Origin of the sequence: Dyadobacter sp. CY343 (genome assembly GCF_021390335.1) — a bacterium.
In the GTDB taxonomy this organism is placed as follows: Bacteria; Bacteroidota; Bacteroidia; order Cytophagales; family Spirosomataceae; genus Dyadobacter.
This window is the reverse complement of the sequence record NZ_JAJUXK010000004.1, coordinates 722,633-747,470: the sequence shown is the minus strand read 5'-3', so window position 1 is coordinate 747,470 and position 24,838 is coordinate 722,633. Positions and strand designations below refer to the sequence as shown.

Genomic DNA, 24,838 nt, shown 5'->3' with positions numbered 1-24,838 from the left:
TCAGGATTTCGGTAAAACGCTGTTGTCAGATAGTCCAGGGGCCGCGCATAGGTTGGTTGATCAGGCGGTTGGCGCCTTCATCGTCTACGAACTCCTGTTTTTCAGGGTCGAATTTCAGAGAGCGGCCCAGTCTCAATGCGGCCAGTCCCATGTTCACGATCGTGCAGGAACGGTGACCGTTTTCTTCATTCAGCGCAAACTTTTTCCGGTTTTTAACAGCATCTACAAAATCCGTCACCTGCGGCTCGGGATCAGGGAAAGCGGCCAGTTTCTTTTCCAGATCAGGAATATCAGATTTGAAATTCGGGTACAACTTTCCTTTCGGGCCTTCGATATAGGCTACTTTTTCGTCTTTCGCTTCTCCGTCCAAAACGATCTGGCAACCGTCTGCATAGGTATAAGTAATGCGTCTCCACGTGCCCACCGCCTCGGTATGCTGTTGCGGCGCGTCCACTTCCACGCTCACCGGACTGGTATCGTCTTTACCCAAAAAGTATTGAACAGGATCCAGGTAATGCTGGCCCATATCGCCCAGTCCGCCGCCATCATAATCCCAGTAGCCGCGGAAAGTCTGGTGCACGCGGTGCTCGCTATACGGTTTGTAAGGCGCAGGTCCGAGCCACATTTCATAGTCCAGGTCGGCTGGTACCGGCTGAGGTGCATTGTTTGTTTTTCCTACCCAATAAAATTTCCAGTCAAAACCGGTATGCTTGCTCACGGTCACTTTTAGTGGCCACCCAAGTAATCCACTCTGAACGAGCTTCTTAATTGGTTTAACCGGCGTTCTCATACCGTAAAAGTTGTCTTCAAAACGAAACCAGGTATTTAATCTAAAAACCCTTCCGTGCTGCTGCACTGCTTCGATGAGACGCTTTCCTTCACCGATCGTGCGCGTCATCGGTTTTTCACACCACACATCTTTTCCGGCGCGGGCTGCGTCGGCGGCGATGATCCCGTGCCAGTGTGGCGGGGTAGCCACGTGCACAATGTCCACTTCCGGAAGCTGGATCAGTTCGCGGTAATCCGAAAAAGTTTTCACGCCCTTGTCGACCATATTTACGGCCGTAGCAAGATGCTTTTTATCCACATCGCAAAGCGCAACTACTTTGGTTCCTGCGTAGGGGATGTGGCCGCGGCCCATGGAGCCGGTACCGACGATCGCCTTAGTGAGCTGGTCACTCGGAGCGAGGAAGCCTTTGCCGAGCACGTGGCGGGGAACGATCGAAAACGTTGCCAGCGTGGCAATAGAGCCTTTGATAAAGTTCCTTCTGGATGCAGAAGTACTTTTCTGTTCTTTCATTGATTAAGATGATTTAGGAATATAAATGTAATAGCCTTCAATTTAGGTCAATATTCATAACAGACCAAAACTGCTTCGCGCTTTATGGGAATACCACTAGTATTTAACGGAATCTGAAAAGATCGGTACTTACAACGGAATATTTCCATGCTTTTTCCGGGGCAATACCGCCACTTTGTTTTCGAGCATTTCAAAGGCTGCGATCAGTTTTTGACGGGTTTGTTCCGGATAAATTACTTCGTCAATATAGCCTCTGTTGGCTGCCAGATAAGGGTTTGCGAATTTTTCAGTGTATTCGGCGACCTTTTCCTGCAACTTTTCCTGCGGGTTTTCAGCCTGGGCAATATCGCGTTTGAAGATAATTTCCGCCGCGCCGCTGGCTCCCATTACCGCAATCTCCGCACTCGGCCAGGCGTAGTTCATGTCAGCGCCGATATGCTTGGAGTTCATCACATCGTACGCGCCGCCGTACGCTTTTCGGGTGATCACTGTAATGCGCGGCACGGTCGCTTCGCAGAATGCATAAAGCAGTTTCGCGCCGTTGGTAATGATCGCGTTCCATTCCTGATCGGTGCCGGGCAGGAAACCAGGTACATCTTCGAGAACCAATAGGGGGATATTAAAACTATCACAAAACCGAACAAACCGTGCCGCTTTCTGACTCGCGTGAATGTCGAGTACGCCTGCAAGTACAGCCGGCTGGTTCGCCACAATACCAATACTTCTCCCCGCAAGTCTAGCAAAACCGACTACAATATTCTCTGCAAAATGCGTGTGAACTTCATGGAAACTGCCTTCGTCCGTGAGTTCCGTGATCACCTCGCGCATTTCGTAAGGCTGGTTGGAGCTGGGCGGGATAATGGTATTCAATGCTGGTCGCAGCTCGTTTGTCGGGGAGTAAGGTACTCTCGGCGCTTCATCTTCGCAGTTCTGAGGAATATAGCTGAGTAATTTCTTGATCGAAAGAAGGCATTCGACTTCATTAGGAGCTACAAAATGCGTTACCCCGGATTTGGATGCGTGCGTCATCGCGCCACCCAGTTCTTCGGAAGTTACTTCTTCGTGCGTGACGGTTTTGACGACATTCGGCCCGGTTACAAACATGTAACTCGTATTTTCCACCATCAAAATAAAATCTGTGATAGCAGGAGAATATACTGCCCCGCCGGCGCAGGGACCCATTACAGCCGAGATTTGCGGGATTACCCCGGAAGCAAGGGTGTTTTTATAAAAAATATCAGCATAACCCGCCAGTGAAAGCACGCCTTCCTGAATGCGCGCCCCGCCCGAATCATTCAATCCGATAATAGGAGCGCCATTTTTCATGGCAAGATCCATCAGTTTGCAGATCTTCTCGGCGTGCGTTTCTGAAAGTGAGCCACCGAAAACGGTGAAATCCTGCGCGAAAACGTAGATAAGGCGATTATTAACTTTCCCGTAACCCGTAACTACGCCGTCGCCCAGATAATGCTCTTTATCCAGCCCGAAATCACTGCTGCGGTGCGTGACGAACCTGCCTATTTCTTCAAAAGTACCTTCGTCAACCAATACTGAAATCCGCTCGCGGGCTGTCAATTTTCCCTTTTTATGCTGCGCCTCAATCCTTTTTTCACCACCTCCGAGCTCAGCCTCAGCATTTTTTTTATCTAAAAATTCTTTTTTGGAGATGGAAGCGGATTCGGATTTCATGTAATACAGGCGATATGGTTACATTTGTTTTCAACGGATTATAAATATAGCGGCATTTTACTGATTCGGGAAATATCGATACTTATGAGGGTGTTCGGGCGGCGGGCTCACCTGTTGGCATTCATACTGGCTATGCTGACCAATGCTGCATTTGCCCAGCAGACAGGCGGAAAAAGCAAGCTCGACTTCCTCGTTTTACCAACGCAGGCGAAAAGCACAGCGCTGGGTACCCACCATTTGACAGCCTCTGGCAACGATCCTGCACTATTTCTTCAAAATCCGTCTTTACTGGATTCCACCAAAACCGATAATGCGTCCGTAAACCTGATGCCTTATCTGGCAGATACCAAATTCCTGAATCTGGCGTACGCGGGAAAAGCAGGCAAGCAACCGGGCGTCTGGGCAGTCGGGCTGCAATATCTCAATTACGGTACCATGCAGGAAACCGACGACATTGGGAATGTGATCGGCGAATTCCGGGCGGCCGATTACGGGTTATCTGCCGGATACGGGCATTCTTTGGGCGCGTTTACTGTCGGAGGAAGTATAAAGTTTGTAGGCGCTTCTGTGGAAGCTTACCAGACTTACGGACTTGCATTCGACTGGGGAGCAATTTTTAAACATCCGAGGGAGGACTTTTCGGTTGGGTTTGTGGTAAAAAATATGGGGTTTTTGAAACAGAATTTTAATGGTGCCACTACTCCCGTTTTGCCGCTGGATATTCGTGCCGGAATTACTTTTAAGCCTGAATATATGCCAGTTAGAGTGACAGTGACTGCACATCACCTTAACAGGTTTGACATGGTTTACAATGATCCCGCCTTATTTTTTACCTACGATATCAATGGAAACAGGCTGCCCAGAAAGGTAGGAATTGCAGAAAAGCTCGGCCGGCATTTGTCGCTCGGGGCGGAGGCGCTGATTCATAATAATTTCCGGCTGCTGCTAGGTTATGATCATTTGCGCAGACAGGAACTGCGGCTTTCCGATCGCGGCGCATTGGCGGGCTTTTCATCGGGAATGTGGCTGAGGATCAAGCGGTTCGAGGTGAGTTACGGTCGCGCGCAATATGTGTCCGGTTTCGGTAGCAGCTCACTTTCCATTGTGATGAATTTGAAAAAAGGTTTCGTCAAAGAACCTTACTGAACAACTATTCCCTTTTCCAGTTTCAGGAAATGCGTGACACAGGAAGGGATTTCCTGGGGGTAATGCGAGACGTAGATCAGCGTTCTGTCAGAAGTATCGCAAATCGCATTCACTACTGATTTGAAGTATTCAATTGCTTCACTATCAAGTCCCTGGCAAGGTTCGTCGAGGATGAGCAGCGGCGGATTTTTCACCAATGCCCGCGCCAGCAGTACCATTCTCTGCTGCCCTTTTGAAAGCTGCGAAAAATCTTTTTCAATCAGTTGACCAACGTGCAGTAACTCTGCAACCTGGTGAACACGCTGGATCTGAGATTCTGAGAGTTTCTTGAAAAATACACCAGTCGCATCAAAAAAGCCCGAAGCTATTGTCTTGAAGACAGTTGTATTTCTAGGAAAGTACAGGTGCAGTTCCGGCGATACGTGTCCTATCTTTTGCTTGATATCCCAGATCGACGCACCGGTTCCGCCCCTTTTTTTATCAAACAAATCAAAATCATTGGCAAAACGCTGTGGATTATCAGCGGTAATGATACTGAGCAACGTCGATTTTCCCGAACCATTTGCGCCAGACAATGCCCATTTGTCACCTTTCGAGACTTTCCAGTTTACATTGTCTAAAATTACCTCACTCCCGTACTTGACTTTGATATTGCGCAGGTCAAATGCATTGGCAAAATCAGTGAACTCAGGCAAACCGAAATCTGTCAGTTTAACCGGGTCAGGCTGCTTATTTTTGATTCGCTCAGCAGCAGCCCGAAAATCCGCCACTTTCGTTTTCTTTACAATTTTCCCCTCATTCATTTCCAAAACATGCGTTATACATGCAGGAATCTCAGTTGCAGTTGTAGCCATAATAATGCTGATACCCTCCTGTGAAAGCTGGCTGAGCGCATTTCGCAACACTTCTCTCGAATGTACGTCCAGCCCGCTGAATGCATTATCGAGCATTAGTAACCTCGGTTTTTTCAATAAGGATTTTGCAAGAAGCATTCTCCGCGTTTCACCATTTGAAAGTGTAACAAACGGATGGTCAAGCAAATGCGTTAGCGAAAGCAATTCGGAGACTTTGGCTAGTTCTTCCTGGGTTACCTTCGAAGGCTTCAATTCCACTGACTTATCATCGACCGTTCCGACCGGTTTAAGCTGATCTGTCAGGACTGCGCGAAGGGTAGGGGCGCGCTCCGCTTCGTAGGCATGGAACCGCTGCTGGTAATATTGTGCACCTGCATTAACGATCCGATTGAAGGAATAATCATTGGACGCGAGCTCGACCGTTTCACGTAACGGCGCATTCCAGGAATACGCGATCTTTCCGGAAAGTACCGGCCATTTACCAGCAATTACATCTAGCAATACAGTCTTGCCAGCTCCATTGGGCCCGATTATCGCCCAGTTTTCCCCTGTTTCAATATCCCAGTCAATACCTGAGAGAACCTGAATATCATATTTGCGGGCGGAAACATTTTGAAGAGAAACGACTGGCATGAACTACTGAGCACTTGGATGAATGCGCAATATTAAAACTTTGAATGTAATTGGAAACAAAAAAGCATCCCGGATGAGGATGCTTTTTTGCGGTTTATAGTCTGCTTATAAATATCAGTGTTGTAGTTCTAGGTTAAATTCTTTCAGCATGGAAGCTGTAAAAGCGGAAAGGTCGTCGGTTGTGCGGCTGGTTACCAGCCCGTTATTTGTTACTACTTCTTGGTCAATCCAGATCGCCCCTGCATTTTCCAGATCATGCCGGATCGCGGCGTAGGAAGTGAGTGTTCTTCCGAGCACCGCATCTGCGTCGATCAGCAGCTGCGGACCGTGACAAATTGCGGCTACCGGCTTACCACTTGCGAAAAACGACTTGACAAATTCGATTGCTTTTGGCTGCATTCTCAATGCATCCAGTCCCATTACGCCGCCAGGAATCAGCAGAGCGTCATAATATTCCGGACGCGCCATTTGCAAGGGCACATTGACCCTGTGCTTCTCTCCCCAGTCCAGATGATTCCAGCCACGCACATGATCCTTATTTGGGGAAATCAGGTGGGTGGTAGCACCCATACGATCTAGGACTTTTCTGGGGCAGGTCATTTCGACTTGCTCAAATCCATCTGCAACCAGAATTGCAACTTTAAATGAATTAAGCGATTGTAACATAGAAATGGGTGTGGAATAAAGGTTTAGATAATTCAGGTATTTATTTGCACAAAAATTATGCCAATTTCTAATAATGTTATTAAGCGCATTTTTCAAACGTTTGCGTAGCTGCAAATCTACATATGTGGATTGCTGACGTTACCACACCAAATTGGCTCGAAACAAGAAAAGCAGCCCGAAAGCTGCTTTTCCATTTATAACTATTTTAAGAATTATATCTCCACACTGCCAACATTCTCAAATATCAGATCTCCGTGAGAATTCAATTCCATCATAATCACTGAATCTTTGGCAACCTGCCCACTCAGGATTCCTTTTGAAAGCTCATTCAGGATACGTCTCTGCATCACTCTTTTCAAAGGTCGCGCACCGAATGCCGGGTCAAACCCGTCTTCCCCGAGCTTGGTCAGCGCCTCGTCGGTTGCGTCCAGCGTAATACCCTGTTCTTGCAGCATTTTCTGGATTCCTTTGAATTGGATGTCCACGATTTTGCGGATATTTTTCATAGTCAGCGGCTCAAACAGCACGATCTCGTCGATCCGGTTCAGGAACTCGGGTCTTACCGAAGCTTTCAATAGATCCAGTACCGCGGTCTTGGCTTCTTCCACGATCAAGGTATGGTTCCAGCCTTCATCTTCTGCGAACTTTTCCTGGATAATATGGCTGCCGATATTGGAGGTCATAATAATGATCGTGTTCTTGAAATTCGCGACCCGGCCTTTGTTGTCGGTCAGCCTACCTTCGTCAAGTACCTGCAATAATATATTCCAAACGTCGGGGTGGCCTTTCTCGATCTCGTCCAGCAATATCACACTGTACGGTTTTCTCCTTACCGCCTCGGTCAGCTGTCCGCCTTCGTCGTAGCCCACATATCCCGGAGGCGCACCTACCAGCCTGCTTACAGAATGGCGTTCCTGATATTCGCTCATGTCAATGCGGACCATCGCGTTTTCGTCATTGAACAGATATTCAGCCAGAGTTTTAGCTAATTCCGTCTTTCCGACACCGGTCGGGCCAAGGAAAAGGAAGCTTCCGATCGGACGTTTTGCATCCTGCAAACCTGCCCGGCTACGCCTCACCGCATCAGAAACCACCTCAATAGCTTCCGCCTGGCCAGCTACCCGTTGATGCAGGTGCTCTTCCAGTTGCAGCAGTTTCTCACGGTCGCTTTGCAGCATTTTGCTCACAGGTATACCCGTCCATTTGGCCACCACTTCGGCAATATCTTCCGGCGTGATCTCCTCCTGCATCAGGCTCTGAGCGTTTTCGGAGTTCTGTAATGTTTCCAGTTGCCGCTGCACTTCGGGAATCCGGCCGTAGCGGATCTCGGCTACCTTACCAAAGTCGCCGGAACGTTCAGCCTGCTCGGCTTCCAGCCGCAGCTGTTCGCTTTGTTCTTTCAGTGTCCTTACCTCGTTTACTTTGCCTTTTTCATTCTCCCACTGCGCTTTCAGGGTATTCCGTTCTTCGCTGAGATCGGCGATTTCTTTGTTCAGGACAGTTTCCTTATCCTTATTATTTTCTCTCCGGATCGCCTCACGCTCAATTTCCAGTTGCATAATGCGGCGGTTCAGTTCGTCGAGTTCTTCGGGCACGCTATCCATTTCCAGTCTCAGCTTGGAAGCCGCCTCGTCCATCAGGTCAATCGCCTTATCGGGCAGGAAGCGGTCGCTGATGTATCTGTTAGACAATTCCACTGCCGCAATCACAGCATCATCCTGGATCCGCACACCGTGGTGCAGTTCGTATTTTTCCTTAATGCCTCGAAGAATACTGATCGCGTCCGGAATGTTCGGTTCGTCGACCATCACCGCCTGGAACCTGCGTTCCAGCGCTTTGTCTTTCTCCATATACTTTTGATATTCCTTCAAAGTAGTGGCACCTATCGCGTGAAGTTCACCTCTCGCCAAGGCTGGTTTCAGCAGGTTAGCCGCATCCATTGCGCTTTCTCCGCCACCACCGGCACCGATAAGTGTATGAATTTCATCGATAAAAAGTACGATCTCACCTTCCGAATCGGTCACTTCTTTGATGACCGCTTTCAGTCGTTCTTCAAATTCACCCTTATATTTGGCACCTGCGATCAGCAACCCCATATCCAGGGATACGATCGTTTTGGATTTCAAGTTTTCGGGCACGTCGCCTTGCACGATACGCTGCGCCAGACCTTCCACGATCGCCGTTTTACCAACACCCGGTTCTCCCAGGAGGATCGGATTATTTTTAGTGCGGCGACTTAATATCTGCAACACCCGCCTGATCTCTTCGTCGCGACCAATCACGGGATCGATCTTGCCGGCTTTTGCCAACTCATTCAAATTCTTGCTATATCGTTCGAGCGAGCGATATTTAGCTTCTGCATTTTGATCTTTCACGGGATTATTTTTTCCTCTAAGTTCTTTGATTGCATTGATCAACTTTTTTTCTTCAAATCCCAGCTCCCTCAAAAGGATCGCTGTGGAATCTTTTCCGGCCAAGATACCAAGCAAAAGCAACTCAATACTGACAAACTCGTCACCGAATTCTTTCAGATAGTTTTGCGCTTTGCCGCTGGCGGCCGCCATATCGTTGCCCAGATAGGGCTGTCCCCCGCTAACTCTTGGATAACCGTCCAATATCTTTTGGAGCCGGGTATTGAGGATATCCGGTGAGATATTCAGTTTATTCAACAGGAAGAGCGAGGTATTTGGGTCCTCCTCCAAAATCGATTTAAGTACGTGGCCAGTTTCAATCGCTTGCTGCTGATTGCCCTGGACCATTTGCGCAGCGTGTTGTATAATTTCCTGCGCCTTGATGGTATATTGGTTAAAGTTCATGGCGTTGATTTTGTTTTCGATTCACTTACTAACTCATGAAAAAGTATGTGCCCGAGATCAAAACCGGAAATTTTGGCATTATTGTGCTTAGTATCTAAGGATTCAGGACAAAATGTCGCTTGTGGGAGCTTATGGGTTATTAAAGTGAAGCTTGGCTAAGTTGCCTTAAAAAATAAAAAGCCGCCCGTATAGAAACGAGCAGCTTTTTCAAGGTGTCAGAATTGTTTGATCAAATATCCATTTGAGTTTTCAAAAGGTCTTCCAAGGTTTCCCTTCGGCGGACGAGCCTGGCATTCCCGTTGTCAACGAGCACCTCGGCTGGCCGAAGTCTTGCATTGTAATTCGAGCTCATCGTGAATCCGTAGGCGCCTGCATTCAGAAATGCAAGCACATCGCCCTGGCGCACTTCGGGCAGCTCGCGGTCGGTTGCGAATGTATCCGTTTCACAGATATAACCTACCACATTGTATGTTTTGAGCGGGCCGCCGGGATTGGAAATGTTGAGGATATGGTGGTAAGAACCGTACATCATCGGGCGGATCAGGTGGTTAAGTCCCGAATCGACGTGAACAAAATTGCGCGCCGGATCTTCCTTTACTACCGTCGTTTTTACAAGCAGAAAACCGGATTCGCTCACCAGAAATTTGCCGGGTTCAAACCATAGTTGCAGTTTCCTTCCATATTCATTACAAAACGTGTTGAAGCGCTCGGATATATTCTTTCCTAATAATTCCATATCAGTAACATGGTCACCGGGCAGGTAGGAAACTTTGAATCCGCCTCCTAAATCAATGATTTCGAGATCAGGAAAACGTTTTGCGGCTTCAAAAAGAATATCGGCCACTTTCAAAAAAGGCTCTGCGTCTTTAATATCCGAGCCCGTGTGCTGGTGCAGACCAACTATTTTAATATCGTATTTCTTCACCACTTCCAGTACTTCGTCGAGCATCAGAACCGAAATTCCAAACTTGGAATCTGCGTGGGCGGTCATGATTTTTGCATTTCCACCTGCCGCCACATTCGGTTTGATCCTGATCAGGCAGGGTTTCGTGTTCCCATAAGTCTGGCCAAACCATTCGAGAAGCGGAATGCTATCCACATTCACGATCGCGCCGGCGTCTACTGCCGAGCGAACTTCTTCAAACGGAACGCCGCTGGGAGTGAATGTGATTTGACTGGCATTGTAGCCGGCGATCATTCCCATTTCCAGTTCACCCGGAGAAACGACATCGAGTTCAACACCTATCTCGCGCATCAGTCTCAGGATTGCCAGGTTGGTATTGGCTTTACAGGCGTATTTAATTTTCATATCAATACCGGCAAAAGCCTGTTTCAACTCGCCGGCTTTGCGTCGGATCGTGACGCCGTCGTAGGCGTAAAGCGGGCTTCCGTAAGTTTCTAAAAGTGCTGCTGGGTCGATTTGGTGGGTCGAAAAGGGAGTTGGTTCTGCGGACGACATTATATAAGTGATACTTTGTTTTTGACTAAAAAATAAAAACTGCTATTTGCAGTACAGATCGAGGTAAGTCGCCATTTCCTGCTGGATTTTGAACGCTTCCTGCCGCGCTTTTTGCGAGAAGTCGATTCCATTTCCTGCATAAATAATACTTCTCGACGCGTTGACGAGCAAGCCGCAATGACTGTTCATTCCAAATCTGGAAACTTCTTCCAGATCTCCACCCTGTGCACCCACACCTGGTACAAGCAGAAAGTGATCGGGGACAATTGTTCTGATTTTTTCGAACTCGGGAGCCTGCGTCGCGCCTACCACGTACATCATTCGATCGGCGCCCGCCCATTCCTGGGAAATTTTAAGTACCTGTTCGTACAAGCTACTATCCTCTACTTGCAGTCGCTGGAAATCGGAACTACCTATGTTAGAGGTTAATGCAAGCAGTATTACCCATTTATTTTCATATTCCAGAAAAGGAATTACCGAATCGCTGCCCATATATGGAGCTACGGTTACCGAATCGAAATTCAGTCCGGAAGAGGTTGGGTCAAAGAATGTGCGTGCGTATAGCCCGGAAGTATTGCCGATATCGCCGCGTTTAGCATCGGCAATCGTGAAATGCGTGGCAGGAATATATTCAAGTGTTTTCTGTAAACTTTCCCATCCTTTTGCGCCCATCGCCTCGTAAAACGCAATGTTCGGTTTATAGGAAACACAATAGTCGGCAGTGGCGTCGATAATCTGTTTGTTGAATTCAAAAACAGGGTCAGCCTCCTGCAATAAATGCGAAGGAATTTTACGAATGTCAGTATCGAGTCCTACACAGAGGTAGGTTTTCTTTGCTGAGATTTGCGTGAAAAGCTCTTGATAAGTCATGATTTGGGAAATATTGCGCTGAAATTACAACGTCTAACAATAGATTCATAAATTTGCCTGACAATACATCGCATCCATAATTTATAAGAAGATCACGTTCATGCATATTCGAGAAACATCCATATCAGGTTTAGTTGAAATTTTTCCGCGCGTTTTCGAAGATGACCGCGGGGTGTTTTTCGAATCTTTCAACAAGCAGGTATTTGAAAGTCTGGGCTTGCCAACCAATTTCGTTCAGGACAATCAGTCGTTTTCGAAAAAAGGGGTTGTGAGAGGATTGCATTTTCAGAATGCGCCTTTTGCGCAGGGCAAGCTTGTGAGAGTAATTTCTGGTGTGGTACTGGATGTGGCTGTGGATATCCGCCCGGATTCACCAACTTTCGGTCAGCATGAAATTTTCGAGCTTCGCGGCGACAAGAACAACTTTGCGTATGTTCCCGAGGGATTTGCACACGGTTTCGTAGCGTTAGAGGATAGTATTTTCAGCTACAAATGCACAAACGTGTACAGCAAAGAATCTGAATCGGGTATTTTGTGGAATGATCCTGACCTGAATATCGACTGGGGGATTTCTAATCCGTTAGTATCTGAAAAAGATCTTATTCTGCCTACTTTTAAATCTTTGTTCGCAGACGCCCGGATCAAAGCCTAACGCTTATTTTTCAAAAAGCTCTTCCAGTGCCTTGGAAGCAATCTTTTTTGCAGAACCCGGATTTTGACCGGTGATCAGCCTTTCGTCCATTTCAATGAATTCCATGAATGGGATCATTGTTTTGGTGAAATGTGCGCCGCGTTCTTTCAGTTTATCTTCCAGGTAAAAAGGAACTTCGCTTACAAAGCTCATCAGTGTTTCCTCCATATTGGAGTAGCCGGTGAGATATTTGTCCTGTATCAGGTAAGAACCATCAGAAAGTTTAACGTTCATCAATCCCGATACGCCGTGACTGACTGCGGAAACCATTCCGTTGCGTTCGTAAATGCTTTTTGTGATTTGAATCAATTCCTGGTTTTCAGGCAAATCCCACATTGCTCCGTGCCCGCCGGCAAAATAAATCAGACGGTAGTCAGCGGGATGTATTTGGGAAGGAGTTAGCGAATGTTCAAGCTTGTTTCGGAAAACCGGGTCTTCCCAGTAGCGGGCATTGCATTCATCTTTGAAATCAAGGCTGCGTTCGTCAACCGGAACGTTTCCACCTTTTGGACTGACAAAGTCCAAAATAATCCGTCGTTTCGCCATTACATCGTAGAAATGCGTCAGCTCACTTAACCATACCCCGGTTTTAGTTGTTTTGGTCGGATAGGCTTCGTGGTTGGTGCAAACGATTAATACTTTCATACAATGCAGTCGAATGTTACTGCACGAAAGATAAATAAAATCCGGGGAATGTTCCTGGCTTAATGGAGCCGGTAACTTAATTCAGGTCAGGACAGCAACTGATTTTTATATGCAAACGAAACTGCGGCCGCAGTGCTTTTCGTGCCGGTTTTTTCGAGTACGCGGAGCCGGTGTCCTTCCACGGTTCTGACACTAATAAATAGCTTATCGCCAATTTCCTGCGTGGAAAGTCCGTCACATATTAGTTGCAGTACTTCCTTCTCTCTGGTAGATAAGGCTACATTGCACGCATTGGGGAAGAAAGGGTGCTTATTTACATGGCGGTTGACCATTTTTCTGTGCATTGCCTTCGACACAAAATCGTTATAATAAAATCCTTCCTCATCTACTCTGCGTATCGCCTTTTCGACTTCGTCGGGACTGGTGTCTTTCAGCAAATAGCCCTGCACGCCTTTTTCAAGCATATGTATAACGAACCGGTCTTCATTGTACATGGAAACGACAATGACTTTGATATTAGGAAACCTTTCAAATGCGGCTTCTGTCGCCTGCACTCCGTCCATTACGGGCATTTGTAGGTCCATGAATACGATATCTGGTGTATTTGCGGGAAGCCTGTCCAACAGCTCCTGACCATTGGCTGCTTCCAGTACAAATTCAAAATCAGGTATACCGCTCAGCATGGATATAAAACCCTTTCTGAACAGCTCGTGATCATCAGCAATTCCTAATTTGAGTGTTTTCATGGCTATTTAAGCATTGACTTTTTCTCTCCGGAAGGGGTGCAATGGTTCCGGTTTATTTTCGGACATCGGCATTACCGGAATGCGCGCGCAGGCACTGGAGCCAGTTCCTTTCGCTGGCTTCTCATACTGCACGGTTCCGTTCACGATAGCCAGCCGACTTTCAATTCCAAGTAAGCCAAGACCAGCGAGATTATTTTCTTTAATTTTTTCGGGATCGAAACCAATTCCATTATCCGTGACACGCAGCCCGATCATTTCATTCTCTATTTCAAGGGAAATCTCAATACTCGAACAGCTTGCATGTTTAATCGCATTATTCACCAGTTCCTGCATAATACGGTACAATGTGAGTTCAAGCTTTTGTCCTTGTCTGGGAAATTCAACCGTATTGGAATGAAACGAAATAACAAGATTATTATCCTCTTCCAGTTTATCAATAAATTCCTCAATTGCTTCCAGTAATCCAAACCTTTCCAGCGTAGTAGGCACAAGGTCTCTGGTAATCCTTCTCACATGCAAAATGGTTTCTTCCACCAGGGACTGAGACTTTTTCATGATCTGTTCCTGTTTCTCGTTTTCCGATGCATTCACCAGTTTACTTAACTGATTCAAACTAAGCTTAGTAAGCGAAAGCATGGTGCCAATATCGTCGTGGAGGTCTTGTGCTATCCGCCTCCGCTCTGTCTCTTCTGAGTTAAGTGCTGTATCAAGAAGCAGGCGGTTATAATTTTTTTCAATATCGTTAATCTTTTTCTCTTCTTCGAATCTCCTTTTCTGATAATACATAACGAACGAGATCACAAAAAATGCCATCATCAGCATCGCGATCAATGCTATCAATAATGCTAGTTTGAGCTCCTCGTTATTTTGCATATCGTTCGTCAGGAAACTGGGCTATTCCAATGCTGAAAAGAATAATACTTACACTTTCAAACATATAAGGTACGTAAGTCAAAAAGCCAATTTCCAGCCATTCCTCCCATTTGGAAGAATAATGAAATACCGGCGCAATAAACAGAAAGCTCGAATAGTAAATCAGTAAACCGGAACACACCCAAAAAAATGGATAGGTCAGCAGATTCGGGATTTTTAGTGCGCGTATTGTATTGTAAAAATAGAGCAAAACCCAGAACAACATTAAGAGACTTTCAACAGTCGTCGAATACAGCACCATTTTGTGGTTATGCAGGTCTGCAAGCGACGGATTCGTGTGTAGTGTGTCCCATATTGAAAAAAGTATGAAAACAGGAATCGATGCCAGTATCCAGTTCTTGAACCGTCTCGTCTCCAATTTTTGATAAAAAATCAGACTGGACAAAACGTACCTGACCGGGACATTGAAATTATATAGTACAACTGTATTTCTCTTGTGTGAAGCCCAGTCGAACATAATGAAATCAATGACGAACTTAACCATCAGGTAAATTCCCAGGATTAAAAAAGCATTGTCCCGATAGGCTTTTCGCTGCCATATCAGCAGCAGGGGCAATAGAGTTAAAAAAACCGGAATACTTGCAAGAGGTTGCCTCTTAAAATAAGAGAAGTAAATCTCTAGCATTGAATAGTGATTAAAAAATCAACAATGACGAGGGCAGACAGGACCACCTACCATAGCCTCTTTTTCTGCTGCCATATCCTTCATACCCCCCAGCCGCGCAGTTTTGGTAAGATCGTTGCCGCGCGCGTCGACTGGGACGATGACCAGTCTTGGAGTCGGCTTTATTTCGTTGCGCCTGCTCGCTACAAACTTCTCATCTATCGAATTATCCTCTTCATCTCTCACCCCGTAATACACCCTGAAACCAACACAACTCTCTTCATAAAGACTTATCAGGTCTTTAAATGTATGTAGTCCGAAGAATTCAGCTTTCACAAAATTATCGCCTCTCCCTAAAATGTCACGCTCACGGTCCAGGTGCGGATTAATAATTTCAAGTGCTTGTTCCGCGGAAATAAGTTGTCCTTCTCTACCGGTAAACTTTTTGGCATCCATAATTAATAACAGGTTTTTAAGGTGTTTCGACTTTTGTAAATGTAACCAGGGTATCTATCTGGATCAAGCAAAGGTATTCGAATTGATTTAACGGTTTGTGTGGTTAACCTACTCTTAATCAGGCTATAATTCGTCTGTTGTAACTAATAATCACGTAATATTACTTGATAGATTGCGCATAATTACGAACAATTTGTGTAACACTACCTGAACTAAAATCGGGGATTTTCACTCTAAAATTGGCTGTGTTGCAGATATACATTTGTAAGGCATTAGGGAAGCTTTGCAGATTCTTCATAGTCAGGATTAAAAGGGTTAGGTTAATACTCGAAAGCCGCGAAGGTCTCCTTCGCGGCTTTTTTTGTTTATTTGAAATTGAAACCAAAACAAAAAAATGAAACCGACTGTAACGATTGAATATTGTCCAAAATGCGGCTGGCTTTTGAGAGCTGCCTGGATGGCGCAGGAGTTGCTGACTACTTTCGCAGAAGATCTGCATGCTGTTCAACTTGTACCTTCGGAAGTAGCTGGAAGATATACAGTTATGCTTGATGAACTGCTGGTTTGGGACAGAAAAAGGGAAGGTCACTTTCCTGAGCCTAAGGAGCTGAAACAGAAGATCAGAGATCTTATTGCTCCTGATCGCGGACTGGGTCACAATGATAGGTAATGTCGCTATGAATCAGGACAAAATGTCTTACTGGGGAGTGGCTGCCTGCAATTATGGCTTGGTTATACTTGAAGAACTGAAATCAGAAAAATAGAATATTCAGTTTCGCAAATTAAGTTAACATATTCTTTTTCAACTTCTTATGTACTAGCTTTCCCTTGGTACCTGCAATTTATTAACAGAAAAATAATCTTTGGCACGTAGTTTTTCGTTAATGGTTAAAAACTTGTGAACCTAAAACGCGATAGCTATGGAAAGCAAACCTAAAATACCACAGGAAATGTTGATGAACATCGATTTTATCAACACGATCAATGGTGGAATGAGCGAGCCGGCCATAAAGCTTGATAAGGGATCAGAGGGGTTTGAAGTCGTTGTGAAAATTCCAGGCATCGAAGTTGAAGACCTTCAATTAGAGGTCGTAAAGGGTAAGAGAAATACAAATAACTTGAAGCTTTTTCACTTGTTACCTATATTTTCACAGGATAACCTTCCCGAAGAAGAGCAATGGAAGACCGTTCGTTTTATCAATACATTTGTCATCCCGGAAGGAGTGGATATTGAACATATATCGGCGAAATACGATGATTCGCTTCGCCACCTGGTCCTGTTTCTGCCGTATGGAAATGAGCAGGGCGATTATCACCGGAAGGTCGATATCGAACGTTGGTAAAGTCGAGAATTGGATCTTATAGTGTCACCCAGCAGTAACAACTGCTGGGTTTTTTTGTGGAAAACGGTACCATTATACGAGCCGCTTTGCTGAACAAATAGCCCATTAAGCCGAAATAGTACGACTTTTCCATCTAAATAGCGCGGAATTGTATCTAGCCAATAGTTTATATTAACATACGGTAAACATTCGGGAAAACATAAAAAATTGGGGTTCGATATTCTTATCTTAGCATAGATGTTCAATAACTTACCCTCTTAAACTCAACGCTATGAAAAAATCAAACATCTTCGCCTATATCGAGCTGACGAAATTGGTGGAAGAGCTCAACGTGTCGGCAGAGTCGGGACAACTTAAACAAAAGCTTAAATCTCAGTCTGCTTATTTTAACATCATTGAACCCCGTTATTTTTCTGAAAATCTGATTGGCGAATGGGAAGGAATCCTATCTACGCTTAAACAAAAGGGTGTCAAAACCAATGATGACGGTCAGGTAATTTCGAACGCGGTAAGCAATACGATCGATCAGCTGACCGACAGAGAATGTCAGGCGCTGGTTAGCAAAATCCAGACAGTATACAGTCAGGTCAAGCAAGAATTTCAGTGATTCAGAATAACAGCGCCGGGCGCCGAACTGTCGGCGCTGTTATTCAGGTATCTTAGTTAACAGTACCTCCATTCCACACATCGCTTCCCGGTTGTACAAATGCCAGGCTGCCATCGCGGTCTTCGGCCATCAATATCATTCCGTGGCTTTCCATACCCATCATTTTGCGGGGAGCAAGATTTGATAGATACAGTACTTTTTTGCCTATTATCTCCTCTGCCTTAAAATGTTCGGCGATCCCGCTCAGAACGGTTCTTTGTTCTATTCCAATATCAACCAGAAGTTTCAATAGCTTTTTGCTTTTCGGCACATTTTCAGCTTCCACGATCGTCGCGATCCGAATATCCATTTTGGAGAAATCATCATATTGAATCTCGGCCTTCACCGGAGCGACCGTTTTGCTTTCCAGCTCATTCTGCCGTTTAGCATCATGTAATTTCTGGATCTGTTTTTCAATTGTACTGTCTTCCATTTTCTCAAAAAGTAAAGAAGCTTCATTAATAGATTGCCCGGCTGCCAGCAGATCAGCCCTTCCCGCATCCTGCCATAACCCACCATCAAACCCAAGCTGTTCTCTTATTTTTTGCGAAGTGAATGGAAGAACCGGTTCCGAAACGATTGCCAGCGTAGCCGAGATTTGCAATGCGATATTCATGATCGTATTCACCCGCTCCGGATCCGTTTTGATCGCGTGCCACGGCTGGGTATCTGCAAGGTACTTATTTCCAAGCCGCGCCAGGTCGATCATAAAAGTCAGCGCTTCCCTAAACCTGTAATGCTCAATAGAATCTCCGATCCTGCCTGGAAATGCAGCCAGGTCTTTCAATACCGCCAGATCTATTTCCTGTAAATCCGCAGTCGCCGGCACTTTGCCGTCGCAGAATTTGTGCGTAAGTATAAGTGCCCGGTTGATGAAATTTCCGTAAATACCAACCAGTTCACTATTATTTCTGGTCTGAAAATCCTTCCACGTAAATTCGCTATCCTTGGTCTCCGGCGCATTGGCAGTGAGCACGTAACGAAGCACATCCTGCTTGCCCGGCATCTCTTCCAGATATTCGTGCAGCCAGACTGCCCAGTTGCGCGAGGTCGATATTTTGTCGCCTTCCAGATTCATGAATTCGTTCGCAGGCACATTATCAGGAAGAATGTAATCTCCCTCCGCCATCAACATTGCCGGGAAAATAATGCAATGGAAAACGATATTGTCTTTACCGATAAAGTGAACCAGCTTCGTTTCACCTTCTTCCAGGTTTTCACCTGGTTGCCACCACTTTTTCCAGCCTTCGTCGGAGCCATTTTGTTGGGTAAGCCAGTCTTTTGTAGCCGAAATATATCCGATAGGCGCTTCAAACCAAACGTACAGCACTTTTCCTTCTGTATTCTCTACCGGAACCTGAATACCCCAGTCGAGGTCACGGGTCATTGCGCGGGGTTTTAATCCATCCTTTAACCAGGATTGGCATTGTCCCAATACATTGGTTTTCCACTCCGGGTGACTGTTTATATATTGTTCTATCTGCGGTTGAAGGGTATCTAGGGGCAAGTACCAGTTTTTAGTTGCTTTCAAAACGGGCTTTGCGCCGGAAAGCATCGAGCGCGGGTCTTTCAGTTCGAGCGGGCTGAGTGTTGAGCCGCAGCGTTCGCACTGATCTCCATAAGCATTTGGATTCGCGCAAACCGGGCAGGTTCCAACAATATATCGGTCAGCAAGAAATTGTTCAGCTGTTTCGTCGAAATACTGCTCGGTGGTTTCTTCTACAAAAACCTTCTTTTCGTATAAATCCCTGAAAATCTCCTGAGAGGTATCGTGGTGGATCTTTTTGCTGGTACGGGAATAAATATCGAACGAAATGCCGAGCTCTTTAAATGCGGCGTCAATTTGGGCGTAATACTTGTCTACTACCTGCTGCGGGGTCAAACCTTCTTTTTTCGCCCGGATCGTGATCGGTACTCCATGTTCGTCTGTGCCGCTGATAAATGCTACGTCTTTTCCGTTGGCGCGTAAGTAGCGAACGTATATATCTGCCGGTATGTAGCAACCCGCCAAATGTCCGATATGAATAGGGCCATTTGCATAAATAAGGGCTGCGGTAACGGTATATCTTTTTGGATTTGAAACTGGCATTATTAAAGTATTTGGATTAGACCAATGTGTTGGTTTCCGGAGTCCGGCGATCTGTTTTAGTCCGCTAAATTAGCCAAAAAAGCTTGCAGAAAGGTGTTGCGCGCAGCAAGCTTTCAAATATTAAGAAGGAAGAAATAATTTTATATAATTGCAGAATATTAACTATACACTCACCCTTCATGACAGAACGATACCACACCCGCCAGCAACTGGCTGCCGACCTCGGGATTTCCGCCCGAACTCTTTCGAGGAAAATCAAACTACTTAGTATCAGCGTGCCGCGAGGTCTCATCGCACCAAAACTATATCAGCAATTGCTCGAAAAGCTGAGGACTTAGCGCTACTGTCCAACTTTGTCCAGTTTTGTCCAATCTTGTCCAATAATGGGTATTGCGGATTGATATTAATTATCAGATGTTTGCATCGCTGCGCAGCTCAATCCTATTTGTTTAACTAAAACAAAAATAGAAATGCTGAAATTCAGAATTATTTTTCTTTCAATGCTACTTATTTGTAGTTACCCGCTCTGGGCGCTGAAGCCTTGTAAAATGCAAGATACCGTTGTTACAGGAGGAGTTACAGGGAAGTCCTTTCTAGAATGGACTACAAATTCAGGGGGTTGTTGCGCACCTAGTGTTGGGTCGGCAATTAGAGTCCAAAATTTTTATGCTAACGGAAATTTAATAGCCTCATTTGTTGACTACATCCCTATTTCTCAGGCCCAGTCGGAATATGGTTGTGATCAAATGTAGTTTCTTACCCTAAAATAATAATTATGAAAACATTATTAACAATTGTGACATGCATAATGATCGTCTCTTGTTCTGGAACAGGCGATGAACTCACGAAAACCGGTGATCTAAGCTCAAATGCAAATGCGAGATTTTCAGGTGATTCTCATATCAGCTACCCAACGCTGAAATCGAAACTAGTTGAAGAAGCGCAGGCTGAGCTTAAAGCAACCGGTGATGATTCTAAATTAGTTGCCCTGGATGAATTGGGACACTTGAAGTTGGCCGACAGTCTATATGCTACGGATTTTCAAAAAATTGAATTAACTGCAAATGAGGATGGTATTCCCTTGATCAATCGATACAATGCGTTAATAACTTCTTATAGCCACAATCCGTACCAGCAAGCGCATATACAAAGTGCATTGTCGAGAAGGATCCTTGTAAATCTTGGATTAGTTGGTTCGGACTATTTTCCGACAATAGCATATTTCACTGACCAGTTGCTGGACTCCCATATGGGCGAATATCAGTTGATCTTAAAGTGTTTGGAAAAATTGAAAGGGAACGTTCCGGTTGATCAGATATCGCAAATGAGCACGAAGCTTCGTCATCAAATAGAAAATAGCCGGACAAATGAAATTGAGCTTGCGAAGGGTATTCAGGCAATGATCATCGAACGGGAAAAGCAGCTGGCAGATAATCCTTCTCAGAAGAAGGGCCGCTTAATGCTTAGTTCGTTAAAAGAAATTGATTTGGGCTTGCGGCAGCGGACCCTTGAACAGTGCAGCGACAGATTAAGCAGGATATAAATTTCCCCATTGTAACTTTTATCCCTTCCCAATTCAGGAGGGATTTTTTGTGTTGTAAGTATTCAATACCGACCTTCGGATCTCTATACTTATGGTTCAAATATGAAAGTTCTTATTACCGGCGCGACGGGCCTTGTTGGCAGTGCAGTAGCGAAACGCTTTTTGACTGATAATCATGAGGTTTTGGCGCTCGTACGTCCAAATGCTGACAGAAGCCTGCTGAAAGACCTGGATTCCAAGATGAAATTCATAGAAGGCGATATTCTCGATCTGGGTTCGCTGGAAGATGCGCTGATTGATATCGATTGCGTAATTCATACTGCCGCGGTAGTGTCTTTTGTCCCCGCAGACCAGGATATGATGTATAAGGTCAATGTGGAAGGAACGGCGAATGTGGTGAATGTGTGTCTTAAATATCAAACCAAAAAGCTCTGTTTCGTCAGCAGCATCGCCGCAATAGGGCGGCCTGATCCACGCAAGGCGGAAGCAGATAAAGAAGTCGTCCTCGATGAAAACCACCGCTGGGAAAATTCACCCGAAAATTCTGAATATGCCAAAACAAAACACCTGGCCGAGCTGGAAGTCTGGCGAGGTATTGCCGAAGGCCTGAATGCGGTGATCGTTAACCCCACGCTGATCCTGGGCGAAGGCGACTGGAACAAGAGTAGTACGCAGATTTTCAGGTATGTATATAAAGAAAAGCCATTCTATACCGAAGGTTTAGCCAACTACGTCGATGTGCAGGATGTGGCCGAAATCATATTCCGTTTGACACAATCAGATATATCCGGAGAAAGATTTTTGCTGAATGCGGGGAGCATTTCTTACAAAAATCTGTTCCATATGATCGCAGACAATATGCACAAAAAGCGACCGTCGCTGAAAGTCGGAGCGGGGCTGGCCGGGGTGATCTGGCGGGTCGAGGCGGTGAGGACGTTCCTCCTGGGAACGAAGCCTTTGATCACCAAAGAAACCGCCCGATCGGCTGCGAGAAAGGTGACATATAACAACGAAAAGATTAAAAAAGCGCTGCATTTTGAGTTCCAACCTATTGAGAAAACCGTGAAAAGGGTTAGTGAAAGTTTGGTCGGCAAGATTTGAAATGCGGTGAATATTTTTATATCTTTCTTTTATTAAGTGGTGCGCAAGCCCTCAATTCTAATCTAGCGGTCCGTATGATGGAGAAAAATTTCGGGGAAAGAAAAGATTATATGAAGGAAACCTTGCTCAGGTTTGAAAGAATGTTGAAGAATAGTGAGCCGGTTTTTTTTGATTTAGATACGTACGAAAAAGTTACCGTACATTATATAGAAAAGGGGGATTGGGAAAAAGCGTTTAAAGCTTGCGAGCTGGGATTATCAGATTACCCCCATTCCCTTGACCTGCTGCTCCACATGGTTCAGCTGCATTCAAATAGGGGAGAGCACGAAATGGCCCAGGAAATACTGGAAAGGGCATCCTTGTTTCATCCGGGAGATATTGAGATTTCGTTCATGCAGATCGCGATCTCCAATATGATGGGGGAATATGAAGAAGCGCTGGAATTACTGGAAAACCTTTTGCAACGCGTCGACGATAAAGACGAGATCTATTTCCAGATGGGGCAAACCTATCAGAATTGGGGAAAATATGACGATGCGATTAAATACTACAAAAGATCACTCAGAAATAACCTTAATAACGAAAGTGCGCTTTATGAATTAGCGCATTGTCTTGATCTGGTTGGTCAGCTGGAAAGTCACCTCGATTATTACAACGAGCTGGTTGACCGCGACCCGTTTTCGCAGCACGCCTGGTATAACCTCGGTATCGCATTCAGCAAGCTCGAACGGTATGAAGACGCTGTAAAAGCGTACGAATATGCGACGCTGGTCAAGGATGATTTCGCCTCAGCATTTTTCCAGTTGGGTAATTCATATATGAACTTGGAAAAGTTTGAGGATGCGAAGGAACAATACCTGAAAGCGATTGAATTAGAAGGTGAACAACCTGAAACCTGCTGCTGCCTGGGTACCTGCTATGAGAAACTTGGGGAATATGAAGTAGCGATCAAATACTATCGGCAGACGGTCAAGCTGGATAATCAGTGGGATGACGGCTGGTATGGACTGGGTATTTGTTTCAGTGAATTGGGACGTTGGTACGAGGCAGTCGGTTTTTTAAGAAAAGCGATTCAGATCACCGAACTGAATCCTGATTACTGGCTTGCACTAGCGGAAACTGAATTTAAAGTAGGTAACGTAGTTTCTGCATTTGAGGCATTTGAAAAAGCGGCTGAGATCGAGCCTTCGAATCCGGATGTGTGGCTGAAATGGTCGCACGTGCTATTTGAGCAGGGAAATTATGCCAGGGCCTGCGATTTACTGCAAGCGGCGATCGACGAAATGCCCGAGGAAGCTGATCTTTACTATCGCATGACTGTATACCAGATCCACGGCGGGCAATATCGGGAAGCACTGGTTAACCTGGAAATCGGTCTTACGCTCGATTACGACGGACATATCCAGTTATTCGAATTTTTTCCGGATCTGGAAAAGCAGAAAGCACTTTTCAGGATTATCGAACAATACCGGGGGAAATAGCTACTGCGCTATTTTCTTATATAAATCGGAAAGCTGACTGGCTATTGTTCTAGCGTCGAATTGCTCAATATGGGCCTTTCCAGCTTTGGTTAAACTATTTCTTAATGCGTGGTCAGTCAGCAAACGATTCAGTTGCTGGCTGACCTCTTCTGTTTTCAGCGGATTTGCGTACAAACCGCCTCCGCCGCCAGCTTCTTCCAGACAGGATCCTTTTGCCGACAATACGGGCGTTCCGCTGTGCAAAGCTTCGAGGATAGGTATTCCAAAACCTTCATACACAGAGATATAAGCAAATACTTCTGCCTGCTGATAAAGTGCGGGCAAGTGCTCGGAAGGAACATTGTGCAGGATTTTTACCCGATCCTGCAATTTATATCTGGCAATCGTCTCATTGATTTTAGTCAAATAGGCAGTTGGCTTTCCGATCAATACCAAGGTGAAATCTCTGTGACTAATACCTGCAAAAGCTTCTACGAGCCTGTGCTGATTTTTTCGCTCTTCCAATGTACCTACGCATAAAATGTAAGGTTGATCGATATTGTAAATTTGGAGAATATCTTCTTTTTGAGTTTGTGTTAAAATGTCTTTAAAACTCGGACTACAATCCTGGTATATTACCTCAATCTTTTGACTTTCAACCTGATATAGATCTACCAAATCGCGTTTCGTCTGTTCACTCACTGCAATTATCTTATCTGCCCGCTCGCATGCTGACCGAAATTTGTGCCGATAAATAAACCGGTCGGCCGGCTTGAATAGGTGGGGGAGTTTTTCGAAAATCAGATCGTGAATAGTAACTACCGAACTGATATTCCTTTGCGCCAGCCCGAGTGGAATTTCATTACTTAATCCGTGGAAAATCTGAATTCCATCCCTGCCTAACTGGCTGGAAATGTTGGCATAACGCCAGTAAGAAGAAAGCTTTTTATCAAGCCACGATTGAGGAAGACGGATATCCTCAGGCGGGAAATCTGGAAAGAGCTTTTGGCTGTTTTTGGGTGTGTAGGCTAAATATTCATTTTGACTTTCATAACGAATCAGCGCTTCCAGGACGAACCTGCTGTAATTTCCAAGACCAGTTTTATTAGCAAACGCCCGCTTGGCGTCAAATCCGATACGCATAAATG

22 protein-coding genes are annotated in these 24,838 nt (G+C 45.4%); 8 read left to right on the top strand and 14 right to left on the bottom strand.

Annotated features, from left to right (window positions below):
* Positions 1-25: 25 nt before the first annotated feature.
* Positions 26-1,300: a Gfo/Idh/MocA family oxidoreductase gene (locus LZG94_RS15165; RefSeq protein ID WP_233792697.1), complete on the bottom strand. Its 1,275-nt coding sequence runs from the start codon at positions 1,298-1,300 to the stop codon at positions 26-28.
* A gap of 129 nt (positions 1,301-1,429) precedes the next feature.
* The gene (locus LZG94_RS15160) at positions 1,430-2,989 is read right to left on the bottom strand and encodes an acyl-CoA carboxylase subunit beta (RefSeq protein WP_233792696.1); all 1,560 of its coding nucleotides are present in this window, start codon (positions 2,987-2,989) and stop codon (positions 1,430-1,432) included.
* Positions 2,990-3,103: 114 nt separating this feature from the next.
* Between LZG94_RS15160 and porQ the strand changes: the two genes are divergently transcribed.
* A complete protein-coding gene (gene porQ, locus LZG94_RS15155) occupies positions 3,104-4,135 on the top strand; it encodes a type IX secretion system protein PorQ (RefSeq protein WP_233792695.1) in 1,032 nt (343 codons plus the stop codon).
* On the opposite strand, the gene LZG94_RS15150 is transcribed toward porQ, so the two are convergent.
* The 5 genes from LZG94_RS15150 to pyrF all read right to left on the bottom strand — a co-directional run bounded on the left by LZG94_RS15150 (position 4,129) and on the right by pyrF (position 11,433).
* A complete protein-coding gene (locus LZG94_RS15150) occupies positions 4,129-5,622 on the bottom strand; it encodes an ATP-binding cassette domain-containing protein (protein WP_233792694.1) in 1,494 nt (497 codons plus the stop codon). The genes porQ and LZG94_RS15150 overlap by 7 nt on opposite strands.
* A gap of 114 nt (positions 5,623-5,736) precedes the next feature.
* Positions 5,737-6,288 (bottom strand): type 1 glutamine amidotransferase domain-containing protein, encoded by a 552-nt coding sequence (locus tag LZG94_RS15145; RefSeq protein WP_233792693.1) that lies wholly within the window; start codon positions 6,286-6,288, stop codon positions 5,737-5,739.
* 212 nt (positions 6,289-6,500) lie between these two features.
* Positions 6,501-9,104 carry an ATP-dependent chaperone ClpB gene (gene clpB / locus LZG94_RS15140; protein ID WP_233792692.1) on the bottom strand — a complete coding sequence of 868 codons (2,604 nt, stop codon included), beginning with the start codon at positions 9,102-9,104 and terminating at the stop codon, positions 6,501-6,503.
* Between the two features lie 229 nt (positions 9,105-9,333).
* Entirely contained in the window at positions 9,334-10,563 is a 1,230-nt protein-coding gene (lysA, locus tag LZG94_RS15135) for a diaminopimelate decarboxylase (protein WP_233792691.1), read from the bottom strand.
* Between the two features lie 42 nt (positions 10,564-10,605).
* Positions 10,606-11,433 (bottom strand): orotidine-5'-phosphate decarboxylase, encoded by an 828-nt coding sequence (gene pyrF / locus LZG94_RS15130; protein ID WP_233792690.1) that lies wholly within the window; start codon positions 11,431-11,433, stop codon positions 10,606-10,608.
* Positions 11,434-11,533: 100 nt separating this feature from the next.
* Here pyrF and rfbC point away from each other — a divergent pair, with 100 nt between their 5' ends.
* Entirely contained in the window at positions 11,534-12,085 is a 552-nt protein-coding gene (gene rfbC, locus LZG94_RS15125; protein WP_233792689.1) for a dTDP-4-dehydrorhamnose 3,5-epimerase, read from the top strand.
* Between the two features lie 3 nt (positions 12,086-12,088).
* On the opposite strand, the gene LZG94_RS15120 is transcribed toward rfbC, so the two are convergent.
* From LZG94_RS15120 to LZG94_RS15100, 5 genes are all read right to left on the bottom strand, one after another.
* Positions 12,089-12,769: a type 1 glutamine amidotransferase domain-containing protein gene (locus LZG94_RS15120; RefSeq protein WP_233792688.1), complete on the bottom strand. Its 681-nt coding sequence runs from the start codon at positions 12,767-12,769 to the stop codon at positions 12,089-12,091.
* An 86-nt stretch (positions 12,770-12,855) separates the two neighbouring features.
* A complete protein-coding gene (locus LZG94_RS15115; RefSeq protein ID WP_215234620.1) occupies positions 12,856-13,515 on the bottom strand; it encodes a response regulator transcription factor in 660 nt (219 codons plus the stop codon).
* Positions 13,516-13,521: 6 nt separating this feature from the next.
* A complete protein-coding gene (locus LZG94_RS15110; RefSeq protein WP_229254703.1) occupies positions 13,522-14,388 on the bottom strand; it encodes a sensor histidine kinase in 867 nt (288 codons plus the stop codon).
* A complete protein-coding gene (locus tag LZG94_RS15105; protein ID WP_233792687.1) occupies positions 14,378-15,073 on the bottom strand; it encodes a hypothetical protein in 696 nt (231 codons plus the stop codon). Before LZG94_RS15105 ends, LZG94_RS15110 begins: the two co-directional genes overlap by 11 nt.
* 18 nt (positions 15,074-15,091) lie before the next feature.
* Positions 15,092-15,508 carry a hypothetical protein gene (locus LZG94_RS15100; protein WP_215234622.1) on the bottom strand — a complete coding sequence of 139 codons (417 nt, stop codon included), beginning with the start codon at positions 15,506-15,508 and terminating at the stop codon, positions 15,092-15,094.
* Between the two features lie 394 nt (positions 15,509-15,902).
* Between LZG94_RS15100 and LZG94_RS15095 the strand changes: the two genes are divergently transcribed.
* The 3 genes from LZG94_RS15095 to LZG94_RS15085 all read left to right on the top strand — a co-directional run bounded on the left by LZG94_RS15095 (position 15,903) and on the right by LZG94_RS15085 (position 17,458).
* The gene (locus LZG94_RS15095) at positions 15,903-16,178 is read left to right on the top strand and encodes a SelT/SelW/SelH family protein (RefSeq protein ID WP_233792686.1); all 276 of its coding nucleotides are present in this window, start codon (positions 15,903-15,905) and stop codon (positions 16,176-16,178) included.
* Positions 16,179-16,428: 250 nt separating this feature from the next.
* The gene (locus tag LZG94_RS15090) at positions 16,429-16,851 is read left to right on the top strand and encodes an Hsp20/alpha crystallin family protein (protein ID WP_215234624.1); all 423 of its coding nucleotides are present in this window, start codon (positions 16,429-16,431) and stop codon (positions 16,849-16,851) included.
* Between the two features lie 271 nt (positions 16,852-17,122).
* The gene (locus tag LZG94_RS15085; protein WP_215234625.1) at positions 17,123-17,458 is read left to right on the top strand and encodes a hypothetical protein; all 336 of its coding nucleotides are present in this window, start codon (positions 17,123-17,125) and stop codon (positions 17,456-17,458) included.
* 52 nt (positions 17,459-17,510) lie between these two features.
* Here the strand turns inward: LZG94_RS15085 and metG are convergent, their stop codons facing one another.
* The gene (gene metG, locus LZG94_RS15080; protein WP_233792685.1) at positions 17,511-19,586 is read right to left on the bottom strand and encodes a methionine--tRNA ligase; all 2,076 of its coding nucleotides are present in this window, start codon (positions 19,584-19,586) and stop codon (positions 17,511-17,513) included.
* 775 nt (positions 19,587-20,361) lie between these two features.
* Between metG and LZG94_RS15075 the strand changes: the two genes are divergently transcribed.
* The 3 genes from LZG94_RS15075 to LZG94_RS15065 all read left to right on the top strand — a co-directional run bounded on the left by LZG94_RS15075 (position 20,362) and on the right by LZG94_RS15065 (position 23,711).
* Positions 20,362-21,129 carry a hypothetical protein gene (locus LZG94_RS15075; protein WP_233792684.1) on the top strand — a complete coding sequence of 256 codons (768 nt, stop codon included), beginning with the start codon at positions 20,362-20,364 and terminating at the stop codon, positions 21,127-21,129.
* Positions 21,130-21,231: 102 nt separating this feature from the next.
* The gene (locus tag LZG94_RS15070; RefSeq protein WP_233792683.1) at positions 21,232-22,230 is read left to right on the top strand and encodes an SDR family NAD(P)-dependent oxidoreductase; all 999 of its coding nucleotides are present in this window, start codon (positions 21,232-21,234) and stop codon (positions 22,228-22,230) included.
* 74 nt (positions 22,231-22,304) lie between these two features.
* On the top strand, positions 22,305-23,711 hold the full coding sequence (locus LZG94_RS15065; RefSeq protein WP_233792682.1) for a tetratricopeptide repeat protein: 1,407 nt from the start codon (positions 22,305-22,307) through the stop codon (positions 23,709-23,711).
* Here LZG94_RS15065 and LZG94_RS15060 read toward each other — a convergent pair whose 3' ends face one another.
* The gene (locus LZG94_RS15060; protein ID WP_233792681.1) at positions 23,712-24,833 is read right to left on the bottom strand and encodes a glycosyltransferase family 1 protein; all 1,122 of its coding nucleotides are present in this window, start codon (positions 24,831-24,833) and stop codon (positions 23,712-23,714) included.
* Positions 24,834-24,838: the final 5 nt, after the last annotated feature.

Excerpts from the sequence above, each read along its gene's own strand:
- LZG94_RS15090 (WP_215234624.1), top strand. The coding sequence starts at position 16,429 with ATGGAAAGCAAACCTAAAATACCACAGGAAATGTTGATGAACATCGAT.
- LZG94_RS15105 (WP_233792687.1), bottom strand. The coding sequence starts at position 15,073 with ATGCTAGAGATTTACTTCTCTTATTTTAAGAGGCAACCTCTTGCAAGT.
- LZG94_RS15165 (WP_233792697.1), bottom strand. The coding sequence starts at position 1,300 with ATGAAAGAACAGAAAAGTACTTCTGCATCCAGAAGGAACTTTATCAAA.
- metG (WP_233792685.1), bottom strand. The coding sequence starts at position 19,586 with ATGCCAGTTTCAAATCCAAAAAGATATACCGTTACCGCAGCCCTTATT.
- LZG94_RS15115 (WP_215234620.1), bottom strand. The coding sequence starts at position 13,515 with ATGAAAACACTCAAATTAGGAATTGCTGATGATCACGAGCTGTTCAGA.
- LZG94_RS15120 (WP_233792688.1), bottom strand. The coding sequence starts at position 12,769 with ATGAAAGTATTAATCGTTTGCACCAACCACGAAGCCTATCCGACCAAA.
- pyrF (WP_233792690.1), bottom strand. The coding sequence starts at position 11,433 with ATGACTTATCAAGAGCTTTTCACGCAAATCTCAGCAAAGAAAACCTAC.
- rfbC (WP_233792689.1), top strand. The coding sequence starts at position 11,534 with ATGCATATTCGAGAAACATCCATATCAGGTTTAGTTGAAATTTTTCCG.
- LZG94_RS15070 (WP_233792683.1), top strand. The coding sequence starts at position 21,232 with ATGAAAGTTCTTATTACCGGCGCGACGGGCCTTGTTGGCAGTGCAGTA.
- LZG94_RS15100 (WP_215234622.1), bottom strand. The coding sequence starts at position 15,508 with ATGGATGCCAAAAAGTTTACCGGTAGAGAAGGACAACTTATTTCCGCG.
- LZG94_RS15060 (WP_233792681.1), bottom strand. The coding sequence starts at position 24,833 with ATGCGTATCGGATTTGACGCCAAGCGGGCGTTTGCTAATAAAACTGGT.
- LZG94_RS15065 (WP_233792682.1), top strand. The coding sequence starts at position 22,305 with ATGATGGAGAAAAATTTCGGGGAAAGAAAAGATTATATGAAGGAAACC.
- LZG94_RS15075 (WP_233792684.1), top strand. The coding sequence starts at position 20,362 with ATGAAAACATTATTAACAATTGTGACATGCATAATGATCGTCTCTTGT.
- clpB (WP_233792692.1), bottom strand. The coding sequence starts at position 9,104 with ATGAACTTTAACCAATATACCATCAAGGCGCAGGAAATTATACAACAC.
- LZG94_RS15095 (WP_233792686.1), top strand. The coding sequence starts at position 15,903 with ATGAAACCGACTGTAACGATTGAATATTGTCCAAAATGCGGCTGGCTT.
- lysA (WP_233792691.1), bottom strand. The coding sequence starts at position 10,563 with ATGTCGTCCGCAGAACCAACTCCCTTTTCGACCCACCAAATCGACCCA.
- LZG94_RS15160 (WP_233792696.1), bottom strand. The coding sequence starts at position 2,989 with ATGAAATCCGAATCCGCTTCCATCTCCAAAAAAGAATTTTTAGATAAA.
- LZG94_RS15145 (WP_233792693.1), bottom strand. The coding sequence starts at position 6,288 with ATGTTACAATCGCTTAATTCATTTAAAGTTGCAATTCTGGTTGCAGAT.
- LZG94_RS15085 (WP_215234625.1), top strand. The coding sequence starts at position 17,123 with ATGAAAAAATCAAACATCTTCGCCTATATCGAGCTGACGAAATTGGTG.
- LZG94_RS15150 (WP_233792694.1), bottom strand. The coding sequence starts at position 5,622 with ATGCCAGTCGTTTCTCTTCAAAATGTTTCCGCCCGCAAATATGATATT.
- LZG94_RS15110 (WP_229254703.1), bottom strand. The coding sequence starts at position 14,388 with ATGCAAAATAACGAGGAGCTCAAACTAGCATTATTGATAGCATTGATC.